A 17,280-nucleotide genomic window follows, 5' to 3' on the forward strand; every position below is an offset into this window, starting at 1 on the left:
TTGAGTTAAATCTAATAAGAGTGGGTTAATTACCCGCTCTTTTTTATTAATCAATTTTATTTTTGTAGGGAACGAACTCCTGTTCGTTCCTGATGTGTTGAATTGTTGCGGTTCGGACAGAGTCCGAACCCTACAATGAAGATTCATCCAATCCAACCTTATATCCTTATTCCTTATACCATATACCTTTTACCTCTTACCTCTCTGCCTTTTACAATCCGATACTCTCCAACTTTCAAATTTCCCAAATTCCATTCACCAATTGAATATCTTATCAATCTCAATGTCGGATAGCCAACTGCCGCCGTCATTCTTCTGACTTGTCTGTTTCTTCCTTCGGAAATTGTTAATTCAATCCAGCTTGTCGGAATATTTTTTCTAAATCTGATTGGTGGAATTCTTTCCCAAATATTTGGTTCATTTATCAATCTGACTTTTGCTGGTTTTGTAATCCCATCTTTTAGCAAAACGCCTTTTCTTAATTTCTCTAATGCATCTTTCGTTGGAATTCCTTCAATCTGAACCCAGTAAGTTTTTGGCAACTTATGCTTTGGATCTGAAATTATATGCTGAAGTTTTCCATCATCGGTAAGTAAAACTAATCCTTCGCTGTCGTAATCAAGTCTGCCGGCGGGATAAACATTTTTTATCGGAATGAAATCTGCAAGAGTTTTTCTTCCTTCATTATCAGTAAACTGACATAATACATTAAAAGGTTTATTAAACAACACAATCATTGCTGATAAGTAATCCTGTAAATCACATTCGCAAAATCATCTGAAACCAGTAATGAACCATCTGGCATTTGCTCAATATCAACCGGTCTTCCTGAGACAGTTTCACCTTTCAACCAACCTTCGGCAAATGGTTCATAGCTGACTGCATTATTTCCTTTTAATCTTACCAGAGAAACTCTGTATCCGATTTTCTTTGAGCGATTCCAGGAACCATGTTCAGCAATAAAAATCTGATTACGATATTCTTCAGGAAACATTTGTCCGGTATAAAATTCCATTCCGAGTGCTGCAACATGTGGTCCGAGTTCCTGAGCAGGTTTGGTGTAAAGTGAAGTATCTGCCTGTGAACCAAATTCGGGATCTAGAATATTTTTGCCATGCAGAAAAGGATAACCAAAGTGCAATCCTTTTACAGGTGCGTGATTAAGTTCATCAGGCGGAATATCATCACCGAGCATATCTCTTCCGTTATCTGTGAACCATAATTCATTTGTTATCGGATGCCAATCAAATCCAACAGTGTTACGAACTCCGTGTGCGAAAATTTCAAGTTCACTTCCATCAGGATTCATTCTCATAATCGAAGCAAACCTTTGGTCTTCACTCAGACAAATATTACAAGGCGCTCCAACCGGTACATAAAGTTTTCCGTCAGGACCAAATTTTATAAACTTCCAACCGTGACTTCTTGCGGTTGGAAAATCATCCCGAACAACAATGTAAGTCGGATTATTTCGAAGATTTTTTTCAATTTGAGGAAATTTAATTACTCGACTTACTTCAGCTACATAAAGATCGCCGTCCTTCAAAGCAACTCCGTTTGGCATATCAAGTCCGGATGCAATTGTTATTACTTCATCAACTTTGAAATCATTATTATTATCAATTAAAGCATAAACATTTCCTGCAGTTCTCGTGCTTACGAATAAAATTCCGCTTTCGCTTAATTCCATCGATCTGGCATTGGGAATATTATCGGCATAAATACTGATTCTGAATCCGGGAGGCAGTTTAATCTGAGGATTGTCATTGTCATCTTGCGAGGAACATCCAATACTGATGGTGAATAAAATTCCAAATAAAATTTTGATTGTTCCGGAAAGTTTCATAAATAAAACCTCAAATGATTTGATGGATAAAAATAGATATTAAAAAACGATGTATCAAAGCTAAAAACAGTGTTAACAATCGGTTTTAGATATGATGATTTGAGCGGGACAAATTATTATATTTCAAATAGTAAATATCAGGTTGTTGTATGAGTGAGTTAGAAAAATACTTCGCGCAATTCAGAAAAGATATTGTTGGAATTGATGCAACTTTCTTGACGCCCTACGGAGAACAAAAACTTGTTTATGCAGATTGGATTGCAAGCGGAAGATTATATCGTCCGATTGAAGAAAAACTTCTTAATACCTTCGGACCAATGGTTGGAAACACTCACTCCGAAGCAAGTGAAACCGGTACACTGATGACTTTATCTTACCGTGAAGCTCACCAGATAATCAAAAAACATTGTAATGCTGGTCCTGATGATGTTATAATTACTGCTGGTTCCGGAATGACAGCAATGGTTCGGAAGTTCCAAAGAATTTTAGGATTGATTGTTCCAGAACAACTGATTGATTATTTAAAACTTCCCGAAGAACTTCGTCCCGTTGTTTTCATTACTCATATGGAGCATCATTCAAATCATACAAGCTGGCTTGAATCAATTGCGGATGTTGTAATTATCCAACCGGATGAAAATGGTCTTGTTGATGTTTCTGATCTTGAAAAACAACTAATAAAACATAAAAACAGGAAGTTAAAAATCGGTGCGTTCACTGCTGCTTCAAATGTTACAGGAATTGAACCACCAATTTACGAGCTTTCAAAAATTATGCATCGTAATGGTGGATTTTGTTTTGTTGATTTTGCCTGTGCCGCACCTTATATAAAGATTGATATGCATCCCGAAGATCCCGAAGCAAAACTTGATGCAATATTTTTCTCGCCACATAAATTTCTTGGAGGACCCGGAACATCCGGAGTGCTTATCTTCGATTCCAAACTTTACAAGAATAAAGTTCCTGATCTGCCAGGTGGTGGAACAGTTGAATGGACTAATCCGTGGGGACAACATAAATTCAGTTCTAACATTGAAATTCGGGAAGATGGCGGAACGCCTGCTTTTCTTCAAACTATTAAAGCCGCTCTTGCAATAAAACTTAAAGAAGAAATGGGAGTTGAGAATATCAGAGCCCGTGAAGATGAACTTGTTCATATTGCTTTTGAAGGCTTAAGAAAAATTCCTAATCTCCACATACTTGCAGATAATGTTGAACACCGTCTTGGAGCAATTTCATTTTATGTTGATGATATTCATTACAATCTGATTGTAAAATTGCTGAACGACAGATTTGGTATTCAGGTTCGCGGCGGATGTTCGTGCGCTGGAACTTACGGTCATTATCTTTTGCATGTTGATCCGAATCGTTCAAGAAGAATAACTGAAAAAATTGATGAAGGTGATTTAAGTGAAAAACCGGGTTGGGTAAGATTATCGCTGCATCCAACAATGACAGATGATGAATTAAGCTATATCATTGATGCGATTGACCAGATTGTTCTGAATGTAAATCATTGGTCAAAAGATTATTGGTATGACAGAACGAAGAATGAGTTCTTTCATAAAACTTACGATGGCAGAGAACACGAGAAAATAAAATCGTGGTTTCAGTTAGGTATTGTTGAACCAGTAGAAGATTAAAATTCCGTTCTTAAAAAATATTCACATCAAAACAACTCCATAGAAAGGAGGAAAGTGCGATGTTAACCTTAGGAGCTTACGAAAAATGTAAGCGTTATATCGAATCTCACTCCAAAGAAGCAACAGAAACACAACGAAGAAAAGAACAATTCCCATGTATTACAATTTCCCGTCAGACAGGTGCTGGTTCTTATGAGGTTTCAGAACATCTGATAAAAATACTTGATAAAGAAACGAAAGAGTCCGAACAAAAGTGGACTTATTTTAACAAAGAATTAATTCAGAAAGTAATTGAAGATCATAATCTGCCATCTATTGTGAGCAGCTATTTAGCTGAAACAAAATATCAGCACATAAACGATGCTGTATATGAATTACTTGGCGTGAAACCATCTGATTGGACTTTGCTGCACAAAACCACTGAAACGATTTTACAAATTGCCCGTATGGGTAAAGCGATTATTGTAGGTCGCGGTGGAAATGTTATAACTTCAAAACTTCCGAATGCATTTCATATCAGACTGGTTGCACCATTAGAAAACAGAATAAATCATGTTCGGGAAGTCTTTGGCTACTCCAAACAAAAAGCTATTGAATACATTGAGAGAGAAGATAAAAACAGAAAAAAATACTTGAAGACTCACTTCTTCCGTGATCCGGAAGACCCAACACTTTATCATTTAATTCTTAATACAGGTGCACTCACTTTTGAAGAGTCGGCGAAAACAATAGCAGAAGCTCTGAGAATAAAATTTCCTAAAAGTTTTGTTTGATGGTTACAGTAAGAAATTTTTAATTGCCTGATTAACTTGTTCGGATTTTTCTATCTGTGCAAAGTGTCCACATTCATTAAGCAGGATAAGATTTGAATGTGGAATTTCAGCACAGCCTGATTTTGCAATTTCTTCTGTAGTAGTTCTGTGCAGGTATTTATTAGGGATGAGAGAGTCATTCTTTCCGAAGATAACAAGAGTATGTTGATTTATTTCCTTTAGTCTTTCGAATATTGGTTGTTCAATCATTCCCGAAATTGAATTTGATATTGCAATACAATAATTGTAAAACTCATCATCTTCTGAGATTTTAATTCTGTCATCAATCAAAAACTTTGCTTCTTCAGGAAAATTATAGAAACTCATCTCATAATTAGTTTTAATTTGGTCAATCTCTGTCGTTAAAAAGTTTTCGGGCTTAGTAATGTTTTTTATTATCTGAATTTCTTCTTTGGTAAATCTTTCAAAGCCGGCTGGTGCAATCAGAACTAACTTATCAATCAAGTCAGGGAAATACAGTGCACAGTTGATTGCAATTTGCCCACCCATCGAATGCCCAACAAGATTTGCTTCGGCAACTCCTATTGATTGGATAAATTTCAAAACGATGTTACTATAAAATTCCATCGAACCCGAATGAATTTTCTTGTCAGATTTTCCAAAGCCAGGCAAATCCATTGCAATACATCGGAAATGATTTTTGAGCTCTTGTATATTGAACTTCCACGCAGGTATATAACTACCAAGACCGTGAAGGAATAAAATGATTTTATTACTTTGTCCTTCATCAACATAAGCAACTCTGTAATCATCAACTTGAATGAACTTCGTTTCGAAAGGATAAACCATAATAGAAAATATTTCAGACATAATTAATCTTTGCGATAAGGTTGACCAATTCATTTTAACTTTGTGTCCTGGTGACTTGGTGGCATTGAATAATTTTTCCTGTTGCAACCAAGACACCAAGACTCAAAGAACAATCAAAACATCCAGCTAATTCTCAGAAATAATTATTTCAAAAAGTTGATTACTGCGTTGTTAAATTCTTCCGGCTTTTCAATTTGAATCATATGACCTGCACAATCTATTTCAACTCTTTTAGCATTTGGAATTTCTTTTTCCCCTTTTTCAAAAACATCAGAAGGGAAGCCGGGATTAAGATAAGGATTTGGAATTAGTCCATCATATTTGCCGTGAATTATAAGTGTCGGAACTCTTATTCCTGAAAGTTTATTATAAGTTGGTTCATCAAGCATAGCATCAACACAGCGATCAACAGTATACGCAAATTCATCAAAGTCTTTTGCTTTCCTCATTCTTACTCTTTCCTCAACCATCCATTCCCATTTATCAGACCAGTTATAGAAATTGTTTGAAAGATTTCTTCTGATACCTTCTTCTGTAGTTGCTTTAACTCCTGACATTGTTATTACGCTTCTTAACCAGTCACCTTCGCCTCTTTGGAATTCCTCAAATCCAGCAGGAGCAGCGAGCACAAGCTTTGAAAGTTTTTCATGATACTTCAGAGCAAAGATTATTGATATTTGTCCGCCCATTGAATGTCCAACAAGTGTAACATTCTTAAGATTCAATTCATCAATCAGGTTTTTTATTGCGTCAGCATAAAAAGAGAGTGTGTAGGGGTAATTCCCTTTTTGTGATTTTCCGTATCCGGGCAAATCAACAGCAATCACACGAAATTGTTTTGACAATTCGGGAATATTATATCGCCAGAAACCTGCATTACTTGCAAGTCCGTGAATGAGAACGACAGTCTGTTCGCCTTTACCTTCATCAATAAAAGAAATGTAGGGATTATCTAATGCTCTCTTTGTATTAAATCCATAATCAATCTGATCGAACTCTAAAGCTGGTTTATCCCAATAAAGATAACCACCGGAACATGCCTGAAGTATAATTAACCCGATTAACTGTAAAAAGTTTTTTATTTTCATTTCATACCTCCTTAAAACATTAACCAGCTTAAAGTTGTGAAGAATGTCCATGGATCTTTTGGACGGGTTCTGTCATAAGTTACATTGGGTGAATTGTAAAAATCTCCAAGCACAAGATAACCAGCACTAACGCCTAATGTGAGAAAAACTTTCAGGTTATACTTAAACTCAACATTCACTTCTGTTCCCATATATGAATCACCGCCATCAGGTTTTACATTTGAAATAGCAGAAGCAAAACCAACTTTGCCTGAGAATTTATTTGGGATAAAATCTTTTGATAAGTTTAAGAAAGCCGCAGTTACCCCAAGTCCCATATTTGAAATATCGTGAACAGCAGAATAATATCTGTTAACTACTTGTGGGTCCGGGAATAGAAGTAAAGCTCTGTGAGCGCTGTAAATTCCAACCGGTGAACCATAAACATTTCCTGTTATAACACTATTCAATGTTCCATCGCTTATTCCGTTTTTATCTCCGGTTGTGTATAGTGCCTCAAAAGAAATTTTATCATTTGCAGTCATTCCATATTTATAAGAGATTGAAGCATTTGCTGTAAGTGCAACCACATCAGAAACTTTACCGTTTGAAGAGCCGACTGTATCAATCATTCCGAGATTACTCATAACGAAACCGTCTAACCACCATCTGCCAGCAAGAAAATCTCTGTTGAATGAAAATCTGCTTCCAAGCCAGAATAAGTTTGCTTCATACTTTTGAATGTTACCGGGAAGCTTTATTCTTGTTGCGCCGTTGTACTCTGCGAGAGCACTGTTTAGTCCTTGTCCAAGTACTGATATTCCACCGGAGCCCTTTCCTTTATCCCACACATACCATAAGCTTCCACCAATCTCAAGTAATGGAGTAACTCTTGATTCAACATCAAGCATCCACAAAGAGACATCATCATTTTTACTTATTTCATTTTCCCACAACTGAAAATATCCCGCACGACCTTTTGTAACAGGTGAAAGATCCGCAAATATGTTTACTCCGACTGCCTGAGTTCCCCAAAATGAAAGTTTGTAGCCGCTTGTTTGAGCAGTCTGTAATGTATTTACATTTGGGTCACGGACATTATCAAAAAGTCGTTGCAGACCAACAACAACATTCCAATCCCTTTCGTCGGGTTTGATTTCAACATTGGCAAGAAGAGTTTGCATGTTCACTTGACCTGCATTGATAGCTCCACCTCTGTTATTACCAACTCCATACGCCTGATCACCCCAGGTATAATCAATTTTAAACAAAGCTCTGAAAGTTGCAAAGCCATCAAGTATTGATGGTTTATAAACCATAAAAGGAACGAATCGTTGTTCCAGATAAACAGAGGTTTGCGGAACTGTATTGGTTGAATTCTGGCCGAATAATCTTCCAATCACTTGTCCCTGAAGAATATCATTAGTTGGTGTGATATTGGAAGATGTCATTCTTGTGAATGAGTAACCTATAAACTGAAACTCTTTTGGCGGTGGATCATTTAATCGGTTATCATCCTGCGAGAATGAAATGATATTTATTAAAACAAGAAAAAATATTATCAGGATTTTTTTCATTGGTTAACCTCCAATGATTAATAAATAAAAAGGACGGCATAGGTAGCCGTCCTGATTGAAAAAATTATTGCTTAACAAATACTTGAATCCAGGTTGCACCCAGAGGAATAGAATTGTATTTTGTGCTTCCAAATCCTTCTGCTGCAGTTGGGGGAGTAAAGCCGGGAATAGCAGGAGTTGTTTGGATTACTTCGTAAGTCAAGTCTTTAGTTGTAACTCTGTAAATTCCCTGCGATGTTACAGAAGTTGGAGTTGTTTGGTTCAATGTAATGTTTCTGATTGAGGTATTTGAATTTGCCTGTGTTGTGAATGTTCCGGTATAAGTAACACTGACATCAAAACTATCAGTTGCAACAACTGTGTACGTATTGTTTGCATTGAATGTAGCAACAATTTTCTTAGTCTTGAGAGTGGATTTTAATCCTGGTGCAACATTATCACCTTCAGAAACCCAGGTTCCTACGAGATATTCTTTTGTTGGATTAGCAGGAACAAAATTCTGAATCCAGGTTTGTCCAAGTGGAACTCCATTGTATTTGGTACTTCCAAATCCTTCTGCTGCAGTTGGAGGAGTAAAACCAGGAATTGCAGGTGTAGTCTGAATCACCTCATATTTAAGAAATCCATCCGAATCAACCTGATAAATTCCCTGCGAGGTTACCGAAGTTGGAACAGTCTGATTTAATGAAATTGACTTTATAGAGGTTCCGGCATTTTCAGTTACAGAATAAGTTCCTGAGTAGGTTACCTGAGCATCGGCACTATCTGTTGCAACTACATTATAGGTATTGTTTGCATTAAATGTAGCAACTATGCGAACTGTTTTTAATGTGGCAACCAATCCGGGTGCAACATCAGAGCCTTCTGAAATCCAGGTACCAACAATCGGATCTTGTGGTGGTGGAGGAGTTGTTCCATTGTCATCACTGCTGTCGCATCCGACATATAAGAATGTCAATGAAGCAAAAAGTGCGAAGATAAGTAGCTTTTTCATAGTAGCTCCTTTCATTTAGTTATTAGATTTGTTAATTGAATTCAAGTGTAATTCGAGCAATTTCTTTTTATCAATTTTACCAGCATCATTTTTTGGTAACTCTTCTAAAAATTCCACATAATTTGGAATTTTATACTTGGCAAGATTTCCAAGACAGTATTTTATAACATCTTCACTGGTTAATGATGAATTTTCTTTTAACACCACATAAGCTTTTCCAACTTCACCCCATTTCTCATCAGGTACACCAATAACTGCTACTTCTTTAATTGCGTTGTTCGTATAAAGAAATGATTCTATCTCTGCGGGATAAACATTTTCACCACCACTGATGTACATATTCTTTTTCCTGTCAACTACATAGAAGTATCCTTCGCTATCTTTTTTTACTAGATCACCTGTGTGAAACCAACCATCAGTAATAGCTTCTGAAGTTTCTTTTTCTTTTCTCCAATAACCGGGAGTTACAACAGGGGAGCGAAGCCATAGCTCTCCGACTTCATCCGGTTCACATTCTGTATTATCGTCTTTCATAATTTTTGCATCTATATAAAAATTCGGAAAGCCAATTGAACCTTTCTTTCTAATCGCATCATCCTGATGAAGCGAAAAACAATTTGGTCCTACTTCCGTTAATCCGTAACCTTGTCTTATAAAAATTCCTTTCTGATGCCAGATGTTAATAAGCGGAATCGGCATAGGAGCACCGCCAACAATTGCATATCTCACTGATGATAGATCAACTTTATTAAATAACGGTGAATCTGCCATCATCTGAAGCATTGTTGGAACTCCGAATAGTATTGTTGCTCTTTCCTTTTCCATCAGTTGCAAAATCAAATCAGCATCGAAATGAGTAAGCAGTGTGTGCGAAGCACCGTGATGAAGAAATGGTGTGAATAAAACATTCCAGCCACCAGTATGAAAAAACGGAGCGAAGCTTTGAGTATGATCTTTTGAAGTTAAGTCTAATCTTAATCCAGTGTTAACAGAATTCCAGAATAGCATTTTGTGTGTTATGATAACTCCTTTTGACAATCCTGTTGTTCCTGCTGTGTAAAGAATCATTACCGGAGTATCTTCGGAAAATATTTCGGAAGGATTGAAATCTGATTGAACGGAATTTTCCAAAAGAAACTTTTCAATCTCTTCTAATTTTTTTACTGACTTTATTTTTTGAACCGCTGAAATTTTTGGAATGTGATCTGAAAATTCTTCATCATAATAAAAGATTGATGGCTCAGCATCGTTAATTAAAATGTCAAGTTCTCTTGGTGTAAGACGAAAGTTTAATGGAATGAGAATAGCACCGATTTTTATGCAGGCAAGAAATAAAATTACATGCTCAGATTTATTTTTTGAATAGATGGCAATTCTGTCGCCTTCTTTTATTTTGTACTGATTCACTAAAAATTCAGCCAGTGCGTTTGTTCTTTTATTAAAATCGGAATAAGTCCATTGAACATCTCTTTGATGTTCTCTGATGAACATTCTGTTTGGAGTATATTTTGCCCACTTTGCAAGCCAGTCAGTTTGAAAATTATACATTGGATTTTCTCCTTTGTATTAAATGAATCACCACACCAACAAATACCGATGATAAAATTGCAATAGCAGCAGCAACACCGGGGTTTTCGCCTGTTGCAATGCTAAATGGAACTTTAATATGTCCGTAGAAAAAACTAAAGTGAACTACAATTGCAACTAATGAAGCAGAAACCACTGAAAGTCTTGATACATTCTTAAAAAACATTCCGAATAAAATCGGAACAAACGCTGCTGAGAAGTAAGCATAAACACCATTCTGTGCAAATATTCCTACGCTGAGTTTTGGATTTACAAGCTGATCATATGAAAGATAAATTGAAATCAATCCGATAACTGCAATGACAATTTTATTAATCAGTATAAGTGATGACTTACTTTTGTTCTCATCGGTTGATAAATATTTCCCGAACAAAGGTTTAATAATATCTGTAGTGATAGTTGTAGAGATTGATTGAATTAATCCTTCAAGTGTTGAAATGCCTGCTGAGATTAATCCCATTACTACAATTAAACCAACAAATACCGGAAACTTTCTAACGACATAAGCCGGAATAACGCCATCAAGTTTTAGTGTAGAACCATTAATCATTAAATCAGGAAATTCAATTCGTGCATATAATCCGGTAAAGACAACGAGGAAGAAAATCATCTGTACTATTGAAGCAGTGATGAGATATCTGTTTACATCAGAATCATTTTTAAGAAGAAGAGATTTAGTGATGATATGAGGTTGGCAAACTATTGCAACTCCAACTACCATCTGAGCAATAATTATTTCAAAATAATCTCTGAAAAGAAAACTTGAATCATTTGTTGTCTGAACAAGTTTTGGGTCAATTGATGCAAGTTTATTCAGGAAATTATTAATCCCGTTACTGAAATGTTCATAACCGGAACCCAACAGAATGAAGGCAACCACAAGCATAATAATTGCTTGAACTGTATTAGTATAAACCATCGAATTAGCGCCACCAAACATCATATAACCGAAAATAAAAACTACTATTCCAATCAGGATTGTAAACTCATCAACATTCAAAGTCTTTGAAAGAACTTTTGTTAATCCAACACATATCAGTACAATGAAAGTGATCAGAAGCAAAGAAAGGAAAGCGAAGAATAATGAATATCCTTTACTCTGATATCTTGTTCCCATCCACTGAGCCATTGTTAATGCTTTAACGCTTGTGCCGTGTTTGCGAAATCTTTTAGTCAGAATTATTAAAGAAGTAATTGCAGCAATTGGCAAAAAAATTCCGTAAGACAAAAAAGCACTCAATCCGTAGTAAGCTATAAAACCAGGATTAATTATGAATGTTGCAGCACTTGTCATTGAAGCTGCGAGTGATAATCCTACAGCGACAGGGGAGAATAAGAGACTTCCCAGAGCGTAATCATTTATGTCTTTTGTTTTTCTTGCACCACGAAAAACAAAAAACAGAATTACTGCACTGTAAGCCAAAACTAAAATCCAGCCGGCTGTTACTAATTCTTTTGATGCAATATCCATTTTTACATCCTGAATATTGTTAATGCAAAAGCTAACCCACCACCGGAACCAATGAACAAACACAAATCATTTTCTTTAATCAATCCTTTCCTTCTGATCTCATCAAATGTCATTGGAATGCAAGCTGAGCCAGTATAACCATAGCGATCCATAATTGCATATCCCTTTTCTCTTGTAACGCCAAGATTATCAAGTGTTTCCCAAATGGAGTTAATATTAATTTGTGTGAAGAAATAATGGTTAATATCACCTGGTTGAATTTTCAGCTCATCACAAGCTTCTTTAATCATTTTAGTCCATGTGGTTGGATTGGTTTCTTTTGGAAATTTTTTTACGAACTTCAAAAGATGGTCTTTTCTGTCAATTATTTCGTGAGTGACAGGTGTATGTGTTCCTCCGGCATAAATTCCCATCCAATCGCAGTACTGACCGTCAGTAAAAAGTTTGCTTGTTAAAAAACCTTTTTCAGATTTCTCAATCGGTTGCAGAAGAACTCCTGCAGCTCCATCAGCAAAAAGTGTTACAGTTTTTTTATCCTGCAGGTTCAAATACTTGCTCATTGCATAAGCACCAATGATAAGAACATTCTGATATCTTTTATCAGCAATGATAAATTTTGAACCCACATCCAAAGCAGTAACAAAACCGGCACAAGCAGTATTGATATCAAAAGTTCCTGCATTCACTGCACCAATTCTATACTGCACTACAGAAGCTGTAGATGGTGAAATATATTCCGGAGTATCAGTTGCAATAATCAGTAGATCAACTTGTTCAGGTTTAACTTTTGCATCATCAAGAATTTTTCTGGCTGCTTCAACACAGAGATCCGCTGTTGATTGATTTTCATTACACCATCTTCGTTCTCTGATTGTAAGATTTTCTCTCAGCCAGGTATCAACATCTTCACCAAGTAACTCATTGAAATATGAGTTAGGTAAAACTCTTTCGGGGGCATACATCCCCGAAGCGACTATTTGAGCATTTCTAATCATAGAACTAATCCACCATCAACACTTAATACAGCGCCGTTAATAAACTTTGCCTCATCGCTTGATAAGAAAAGATAAGCGTTAGCTATATCTTCAGGATCACCAAGTTTTCCGAGAGGGGTTCTTTCTTTTAACATATCAAGAACTTTTTCCGGAACAGTAGAAACCATTTCGGTTGCTATAAATCCGGGAGCTACTGCATTAACATTAATTCCTTTTCTTCCAAGCTCTCTTGCCCAAACTTTAGTCATACCAATTATACCTGACTTGGTTGCTACATAATTAGTCTGACCAAAGTTTCCATATAGTCCAACAACCGATGAAGTGTTTACAATCTTTCCGTAGAGTTTTTCGACCATAAATGGAGCAACAGCTTTAGTGCAGTTAAAAACACCTGTCAAATTAACATCAATAACTTGTTGCCACTGCTCTGAAGTCATTTTTAGAAAAGAAGCATCTCGTGTAATTCCGGCATTGTTAATCAGGATGTCAATTTTATTGTATTTATCGATAATCTTTTTTGCTGCTTCAGAAACAGACTCAAGTTTAGTAACATCAACTTTCTTAAATTCAATTCTGCTGCTGATATTTTTTAACTCATTTATTGTTGCAGATGCTTTTTCTTCATTAACATCCCAGATAATTACAACAGCACCTTCTTCTGCAAATCGTTTTACTGCTGCTTTCCCGATTCCCTGAGCTCCGCCGGTTATTATTGCGATTTTGTTTTCCAATCTTTTCATTTTTATTCTCTCCTGATTTTTATCGTTTGAAAAATTTCAAACGATTAGTTAAAAATAAATTACTTGTAAAGTTTTGCTCTTTCTTTTGACCATTCATTCAGGAAGGCATTATAATGCTCTTCCATTAATGAATAAAATAATTCCATTTCTTTCATTCTTGTATTTATTGTTGCAAGTGATGCTTTGTTTGCCGATTTAATTTTTTCTTTAAGTTGAGTAGCTATCCTTTTGTTGTTTTTTATGAGTTCAAGATTATTACGGAAAGCATGTTCAAAAACTTCCGGCTCAATTTCATAGTAATCTTTACGATTATTTTCCGGCATCCAGGCTTTTCGGATTAGTCTTTTGTCACGAAGTCTTCTAACGATTTGACTGATTGGTCCTTTGCTTCTGCCAAGTTGTTTAGTTATATCATCAAGGGATAATGGTTCAGGTGAGAAGAGGAGAAGCGCAATTATATGTCCCATCAGTTTATTTAATCCGAAAGCTTTGTAAGCATCACCGAATCTTTGAATAAGTTCTTTTTTAATTTTTTCTTCGGTGGACATAGATTTTATCGTTTTTTATTTTTCAAACGATAAAAACTTAAATCAACCTGAGTTTAAAGTCAAGTGTTATCAGGAAAAAATTGTTATAAGGTATTCTTTAATCGCTGAAGTCCCGTTTTGCTTACGGGAATTTCTTTTCCGTTTTTTAATACTAATCGGTAGGATTCTGTTTCTGTTTGCTCAAGATGTTGAATGAAATCAACATTAATAATGTATGAACGATGAACTCTTACAAATTGATTTTCGTTGAGATGAGTCTCGAAATATTTCATAGTCTTTTGTTTGAGAAATCTACCTTTGTCGCAATTGATTAAAACATAATCATCCTGAGCTTCAATCCATTTTATTTCTTCAACCGGAATTACTGTAATCTTTGAACCATCTTTAATTACTACTCTTTCCAGGAATTCAATTTTTTCATCAGTGGTTTTAATTATGTTTTCAATTGCTGAATTTTGTTTGAATCTGTCGCCAAGCTGACCAATTGCTTTCTGCAATGCTGAATTAAATCGCTCTTCTGAAAAAGGTTTTAATAGATAATCAATTGCATTTACTTCAAAAGCTTTAATTGCAAAATGATCATAAGCTGTTGTGAAGATTATTACAGGAGGATTTTCAATCAATTCAAGCATTTCGAAGCCGGTAAGTTTCGGCATTTGTATATCAAGAAAAATCAAATCAGGTTTTAGCTCGTTAATTTTTTTTATTGCATCAAAACCGTTTGAGCATTCGGCAATGATTTCAATATCGTCTCGCTTGCTTAAATAATTTTTTGTTATCTGACGTGCGAGTGCTTCATCGTCAATAATTATAACTTTAATCTTGTTTTGCATTTTCTAAAAATAGATTTTAGTTCTGTTAAGCTTATTAAATGGTTTTATCCAAGGGGATAAAAATGTTTACTGTAAATGTACCGTTTTCTTTTTTCACTTCAAGCAGATTGTCCTGATGATAAATCAATGCTAATCGCTCACGAATATTTTTTAATCCAACACCAGCACCTTTTTTATGTGATTCGCCTTCGAAGTTGTTTGATAAACTTATCTTAAGAAATCCTTCAATCGGTTTGCAAGTTAATTTTATTATTACCTTGTCAAGCGTTTCATACACAGCATGTTTTATCGCATTTTCAAATAGTGGTTGAAGTATCATCGAAGGAATTTCTGTATTCTTACAAGCTTCATCAATTTCCTCTACAAATTCGAACTTATCTTCAAACCTGATTTTTTCAATATCGAGATACAGTTTAATGTTTTTCAATTCTTCTGCAAGAGAATTTTTTTGTCTGTCATTGTTTGCCAAAGTATATCTGAGAAAATCAGCTAACTTGATAATCATCTGTTTTGCTCTTTTGGGATCAATTTCTGTAAGAGCACTCATTGAGTTTAACGCGTTGAAAATAAAATGCGGATTTATCTGAAATTTGAGAGAACGTAATTCAGCTTCGGTAACTAAGTTTCTCAGTTCAGTTTCTTTTACGAGTTTTTCCTGAAAGCTTGAATAATAAATTACTATGTAATAGAATGCAGTAAGTAAGAAGTAATGAAGTAAACCTACAATTACTCTCAGCTTTAATGTTGCAAAAAAGAAAGTTGAGTATGATGACTGATCATTTACCAGACTGAAAGAAATAAAGTAACCGATTATCAGCCAGAACAATGTTACAAATACTCCACCGAGTAAATGACTGAAAATTATTTTAGGAACCTGTGTGTTTTCTATTGATAAGTACTTTGCTGCAAACCAATAGTTTATTCCGATACCTGTCAGAAGTAAATTAAAAGCTAAAACATCAATAAGTGCAACACTTGAATCAAGCTTACTATCAAAAATGATCAGGTTCACATATAAAACTGCTAAGCCACCGCAAAACAAAAGGTAGAGTAAAAAGTTCTTCGGGCTTTTTAATATAGGATTTCCAAACATATTCAGTTATAAATATGATTTTATCTCACCGCCGCCAAAAACAACCAGACCTTTTATTATCAGTGTTTTATTCTGATCAGCAATTGCGTTAGGATCTTTAATTAATTTGTTTGAGAATCCTCCAAAGATTGGAGTTATATTCAAAACGATATTCCAATCCTGAGGTACAATTAAAGTTGTTCCGCCAAATACACAAAGTACATCAATTACATTAGTTCCTTCAGCAAGTTTACATCCTTTAAGATTTATTTCAGAACCGCCAAACACAGCAGTAATATTCCCACCTTTAAAGTTGTCAGAAGTAATTACTTTATTGCCGCCGCCAAAGATTGCAACATCATCAATATAATCCTTTCGTTCCTGATCAAAAGCAATTTTTTCTTTTTCGCGACGATTAAGAATTATATATAATCCTAAAGCAATGAATATTATTGCCAATACAATTGTGCCGTTATAATCAACGCTTGGAAAAATTTTTGGAATTAAAAATATTGCACCAAGTCCGGATAAAATTCCTCCAAGAAGTTTTTTATTGGTATTTAGTGTTATGAAAACACCAATTACCAAAAAGAAGAAAGGCCAGGAGAAAATTATTCTTGAAATGCTAAAATCAAGAATGTCAAGTGAGTTCAGGAAAAAAAGAAATCCTAGAACAATGAATGCCCCACCGAGCCACATTCTTCTGTCAGTTTTGTTGTTGATATCTTCCATATCAGTCTCCTTTATGCTGTAATGCATTTTTTCTGATGGAAAAGTAAGTTAAATATACTAAGTGGCAAACATAAAATCGGTAAATGGCAGGAAAATGTCGGTGAAGAGAAGATAGAAAACGATAATAGGGAGTTACAGAATTAAAGAAGCAATCCCATTCAATATAAAATCTTAACTAATAATTTAAATTAAAAATAAAATTAAATGTTAATTTATAAAGTTCTGAATTAAACAATTTTTCATATAAACTTTAAACTATTTTGATTAACCTAATCTTCCCTTATACCTTTTACCTTATTTCCTTATTTTCTTATATCATCATAACTGACACCTGTTACTAATCATAGTTGTCACCATTTTTGTCGTAAAATATTTTTGCACCTCTTTAATTTTAACTTGTAATCTTTACTTACATTTTGATGTTAATAATCACTGACTTCAAAAATTTTTTCTAATCGAAGAAAATCTGAAGGAATAAAATTTGAAATATTTAGAGTTAAGTGGAGCAGTCTATGCGATTAACTACCAATTT

General features: G+C 35.0%; 16 protein-coding genes. 2 read left to right on the forward strand and 14 right to left on the reverse strand.

Features of this window, described 5'->3' with window-relative positions; all coding sequences use genetic code 11:
* Positions 1 to 173 precede the first annotated feature (173 nt).
* Positions 174 to 737 (reverse strand): rRNA large subunit pseudouridine synthase E, encoded by a 564-nt coding sequence (locus Q0X14_RS12585; RefSeq protein WP_297839177.1) that lies wholly within the window; start codon positions 735 to 737, stop codon positions 174 to 176.
* Positions 734 to 1,846, reverse strand: coding sequence for a sorbosone dehydrogenase family protein (locus Q0X14_RS12590; protein ID WP_297839180.1), 1,113 nt, complete (start codon positions 1,844 to 1,846; stop codon positions 734 to 736). Before Q0X14_RS12590 ends, Q0X14_RS12585 begins: the two co-directional genes overlap by 4 nt.
* A gap of 149 nt (positions 1,847 to 1,995) precedes the next feature.
* Here Q0X14_RS12590 and Q0X14_RS12595 point away from each other — a divergent pair, with 149 nt between their 5' ends.
* Complete coding sequence (locus Q0X14_RS12595) at positions 1,996 to 3,489, forward strand: aminotransferase class V-fold PLP-dependent enzyme (RefSeq protein ID WP_297839182.1); 1,494 nt, start codon at positions 1,996 to 1,998, stop codon at positions 3,487 to 3,489.
* Positions 3,490 to 3,548: 59 nt separating this feature from the next.
* Positions 3,549 to 4,262, forward strand: a complete 714-nt coding sequence (locus tag Q0X14_RS12600; RefSeq protein ID WP_297839185.1) for a cytidylate kinase-like family protein — start codon at positions 3,549 to 3,551, stop codon at positions 4,260 to 4,262.
* A 3-nt stretch (positions 4,263 to 4,265) separates the two neighbouring features.
* On the opposite strand, the gene Q0X14_RS12605 is transcribed toward Q0X14_RS12600, so the two are convergent.
* From Q0X14_RS12605 to Q0X14_RS12660, 12 genes are all read right to left on the reverse strand, one after another.
* Positions 4,266 to 5,132, reverse strand: coding sequence for an alpha/beta hydrolase (locus Q0X14_RS12605; protein WP_297839188.1), 867 nt, complete (start codon positions 5,130 to 5,132; stop codon positions 4,266 to 4,268).
* Positions 5,133 to 5,275: 143 nt separating this feature from the next.
* Positions 5,276 to 6,220, reverse strand: coding sequence for an alpha/beta hydrolase (locus Q0X14_RS12610; RefSeq protein WP_297839191.1), 945 nt, complete (start codon positions 6,218 to 6,220; stop codon positions 5,276 to 5,278).
* Positions 6,221 to 6,231: 11 nt separating this feature from the next.
* A complete protein-coding gene (locus tag Q0X14_RS12615) occupies positions 6,232 to 7,776 on the reverse strand; it encodes a hypothetical protein (protein WP_297839194.1) in 1,545 nt (514 codons plus the stop codon).
* 64 nt (positions 7,777 to 7,840) lie between these two features.
* Entirely contained in the window at positions 7,841 to 8,770 is a 930-nt protein-coding gene (locus Q0X14_RS12620; RefSeq protein WP_297839196.1) for a hypothetical protein, read from the reverse strand.
* A 15-nt stretch (positions 8,771 to 8,785) separates the two neighbouring features.
* Complete coding sequence (locus tag Q0X14_RS12625) at positions 8,786 to 10,318, reverse strand: long-chain fatty acid--CoA ligase (protein ID WP_297839199.1); 1,533 nt, start codon at positions 10,316 to 10,318, stop codon at positions 8,786 to 8,788.
* Positions 10,311 to 11,828 carry a sodium:solute symporter gene (locus Q0X14_RS12630; protein ID WP_297839202.1) on the reverse strand — a complete coding sequence of 506 codons (1,518 nt, stop codon included), beginning with the start codon at positions 11,826 to 11,828 and terminating at the stop codon, positions 10,311 to 10,313. The genes Q0X14_RS12625 and Q0X14_RS12630 overlap by 8 nt, the downstream gene beginning before the upstream one ends.
* A gap of 2 nt (positions 11,829 to 11,830) precedes the next feature.
* The gene (locus tag Q0X14_RS12635) at positions 11,831 to 12,823 is read right to left on the reverse strand and encodes a ketoacyl-ACP synthase III (protein ID WP_297839205.1); all 993 of its coding nucleotides are present in this window, start codon (positions 12,821 to 12,823) and stop codon (positions 11,831 to 11,833) included.
* Complete coding sequence (fabG, locus tag Q0X14_RS12640) at positions 12,820 to 13,563, reverse strand: 3-oxoacyl-ACP reductase FabG (protein WP_297839208.1); 744 nt, start codon at positions 13,561 to 13,563, stop codon at positions 12,820 to 12,822. The genes Q0X14_RS12635 and fabG overlap by 4 nt, the downstream gene beginning before the upstream one ends.
* Positions 13,564 to 13,622: 59 nt before the next feature.
* Complete coding sequence (locus tag Q0X14_RS12645) at positions 13,623 to 14,111, reverse strand: MarR family transcriptional regulator (protein ID WP_014559311.1); 489 nt, start codon at positions 14,109 to 14,111, stop codon at positions 13,623 to 13,625.
* Positions 14,112 to 14,194: 83 nt separating this feature from the next.
* Positions 14,195 to 14,944, reverse strand: coding sequence for a LytTR family transcriptional regulator DNA-binding domain-containing protein (locus tag Q0X14_RS12650; protein WP_297839211.1), 750 nt, complete (start codon positions 14,942 to 14,944; stop codon positions 14,195 to 14,197).
* Between the two features lie 34 nt (positions 14,945 to 14,978).
* Positions 14,979 to 15,956, reverse strand: a complete 978-nt coding sequence (locus Q0X14_RS12655) for a histidine kinase (protein ID WP_297839214.1) — start codon at positions 15,954 to 15,956, stop codon at positions 14,979 to 14,981.
* Between the two features lie 87 nt (positions 15,957 to 16,043).
* The gene (locus Q0X14_RS12660) at positions 16,044 to 16,748 is read right to left on the reverse strand and encodes a LiaF domain-containing protein (RefSeq protein WP_297839216.1); all 705 of its coding nucleotides are present in this window, start codon (positions 16,746 to 16,748) and stop codon (positions 16,044 to 16,046) included.
* Positions 16,749 to 17,280: the final 532 nt, after the last annotated feature.

This window comes from Ignavibacterium sp. (assembly GCF_025998815.1).
Lineage (GTDB): Bacteria > Bacteroidota > Ignavibacteria > Ignavibacteriales > Ignavibacteriaceae > Ignavibacterium.

Bases quoted from the DNA above. Each gene is read 5' to 3' on its own strand.
- Q0X14_RS12635 (WP_297839205.1), bottom strand. From the start codon at position 12,823: ATGATTAGAAATGCTCAAATAGTCGCTTCGGGGATGTATGCCCCCGAA.
- Q0X14_RS12630 (WP_297839202.1), bottom strand. From the start codon at position 11,828: ATGGATATTGCATCAAAAGAATTAGTAACAGCCGGCTGGATTTTAGTT.
- Q0X14_RS12605 (WP_297839188.1), bottom strand. From the start codon at position 5,132: ATGTCTGAAATATTTTCTATTATGGTTTATCCTTTCGAAACGAAGTTC.
- Q0X14_RS12595 (WP_297839182.1), top strand. From the start codon at position 1,996: ATGAGTGAGTTAGAAAAATACTTCGCGCAATTCAGAAAAGATATTGTT.
- Q0X14_RS12585 (WP_297839177.1), bottom strand. From the start codon at position 737: ATGATTGTGTTGTTTAATAAACCTTTTAATGTATTATGTCAGTTTACT.
- Q0X14_RS12645 (WP_014559311.1), bottom strand. From the start codon at position 14,111: ATGTCCACCGAAGAAAAAATTAAAAAAGAACTTATTCAAAGATTCGGT.
- Q0X14_RS12600 (WP_297839185.1), top strand. From the start codon at position 3,549: ATGTTAACCTTAGGAGCTTACGAAAAATGTAAGCGTTATATCGAATCT.
- fabG (WP_297839208.1), bottom strand. From the start codon at position 13,563: ATGAAAAGATTGGAAAACAAAATCGCAATAATAACCGGCGGAGCTCAG.
- Q0X14_RS12610 (WP_297839191.1), bottom strand. From the start codon at position 6,220: ATGAAAATAAAAAACTTTTTACAGTTAATCGGGTTAATTATACTTCAG.
- Q0X14_RS12615 (WP_297839194.1), bottom strand. From the start codon at position 7,776: ATGAAAAAAATCCTGATAATATTTTTTCTTGTTTTAATAAATATCATT.
- Q0X14_RS12620 (WP_297839196.1), bottom strand. From the start codon at position 8,770: ATGAAAAAGCTACTTATCTTCGCACTTTTTGCTTCATTGACATTCTTA.
- Q0X14_RS12625 (WP_297839199.1), bottom strand. From the start codon at position 10,318: ATGTATAATTTTCAAACTGACTGGCTTGCAAAGTGGGCAAAATATACT.
- Q0X14_RS12590 (WP_297839180.1), bottom strand. From the start codon at position 1,846: ATGAAACTTTCCGGAACAATCAAAATTTTATTTGGAATTTTATTCACC.
- Q0X14_RS12660 (WP_297839216.1), bottom strand. From the start codon at position 16,748: ATGGAAGATATCAACAACAAAACTGACAGAAGAATGTGGCTCGGTGGG.
- Q0X14_RS12650 (WP_297839211.1), bottom strand. From the start codon at position 14,944: ATGCAAAACAAGATTAAAGTTATAATTATTGACGATGAAGCACTCGCA.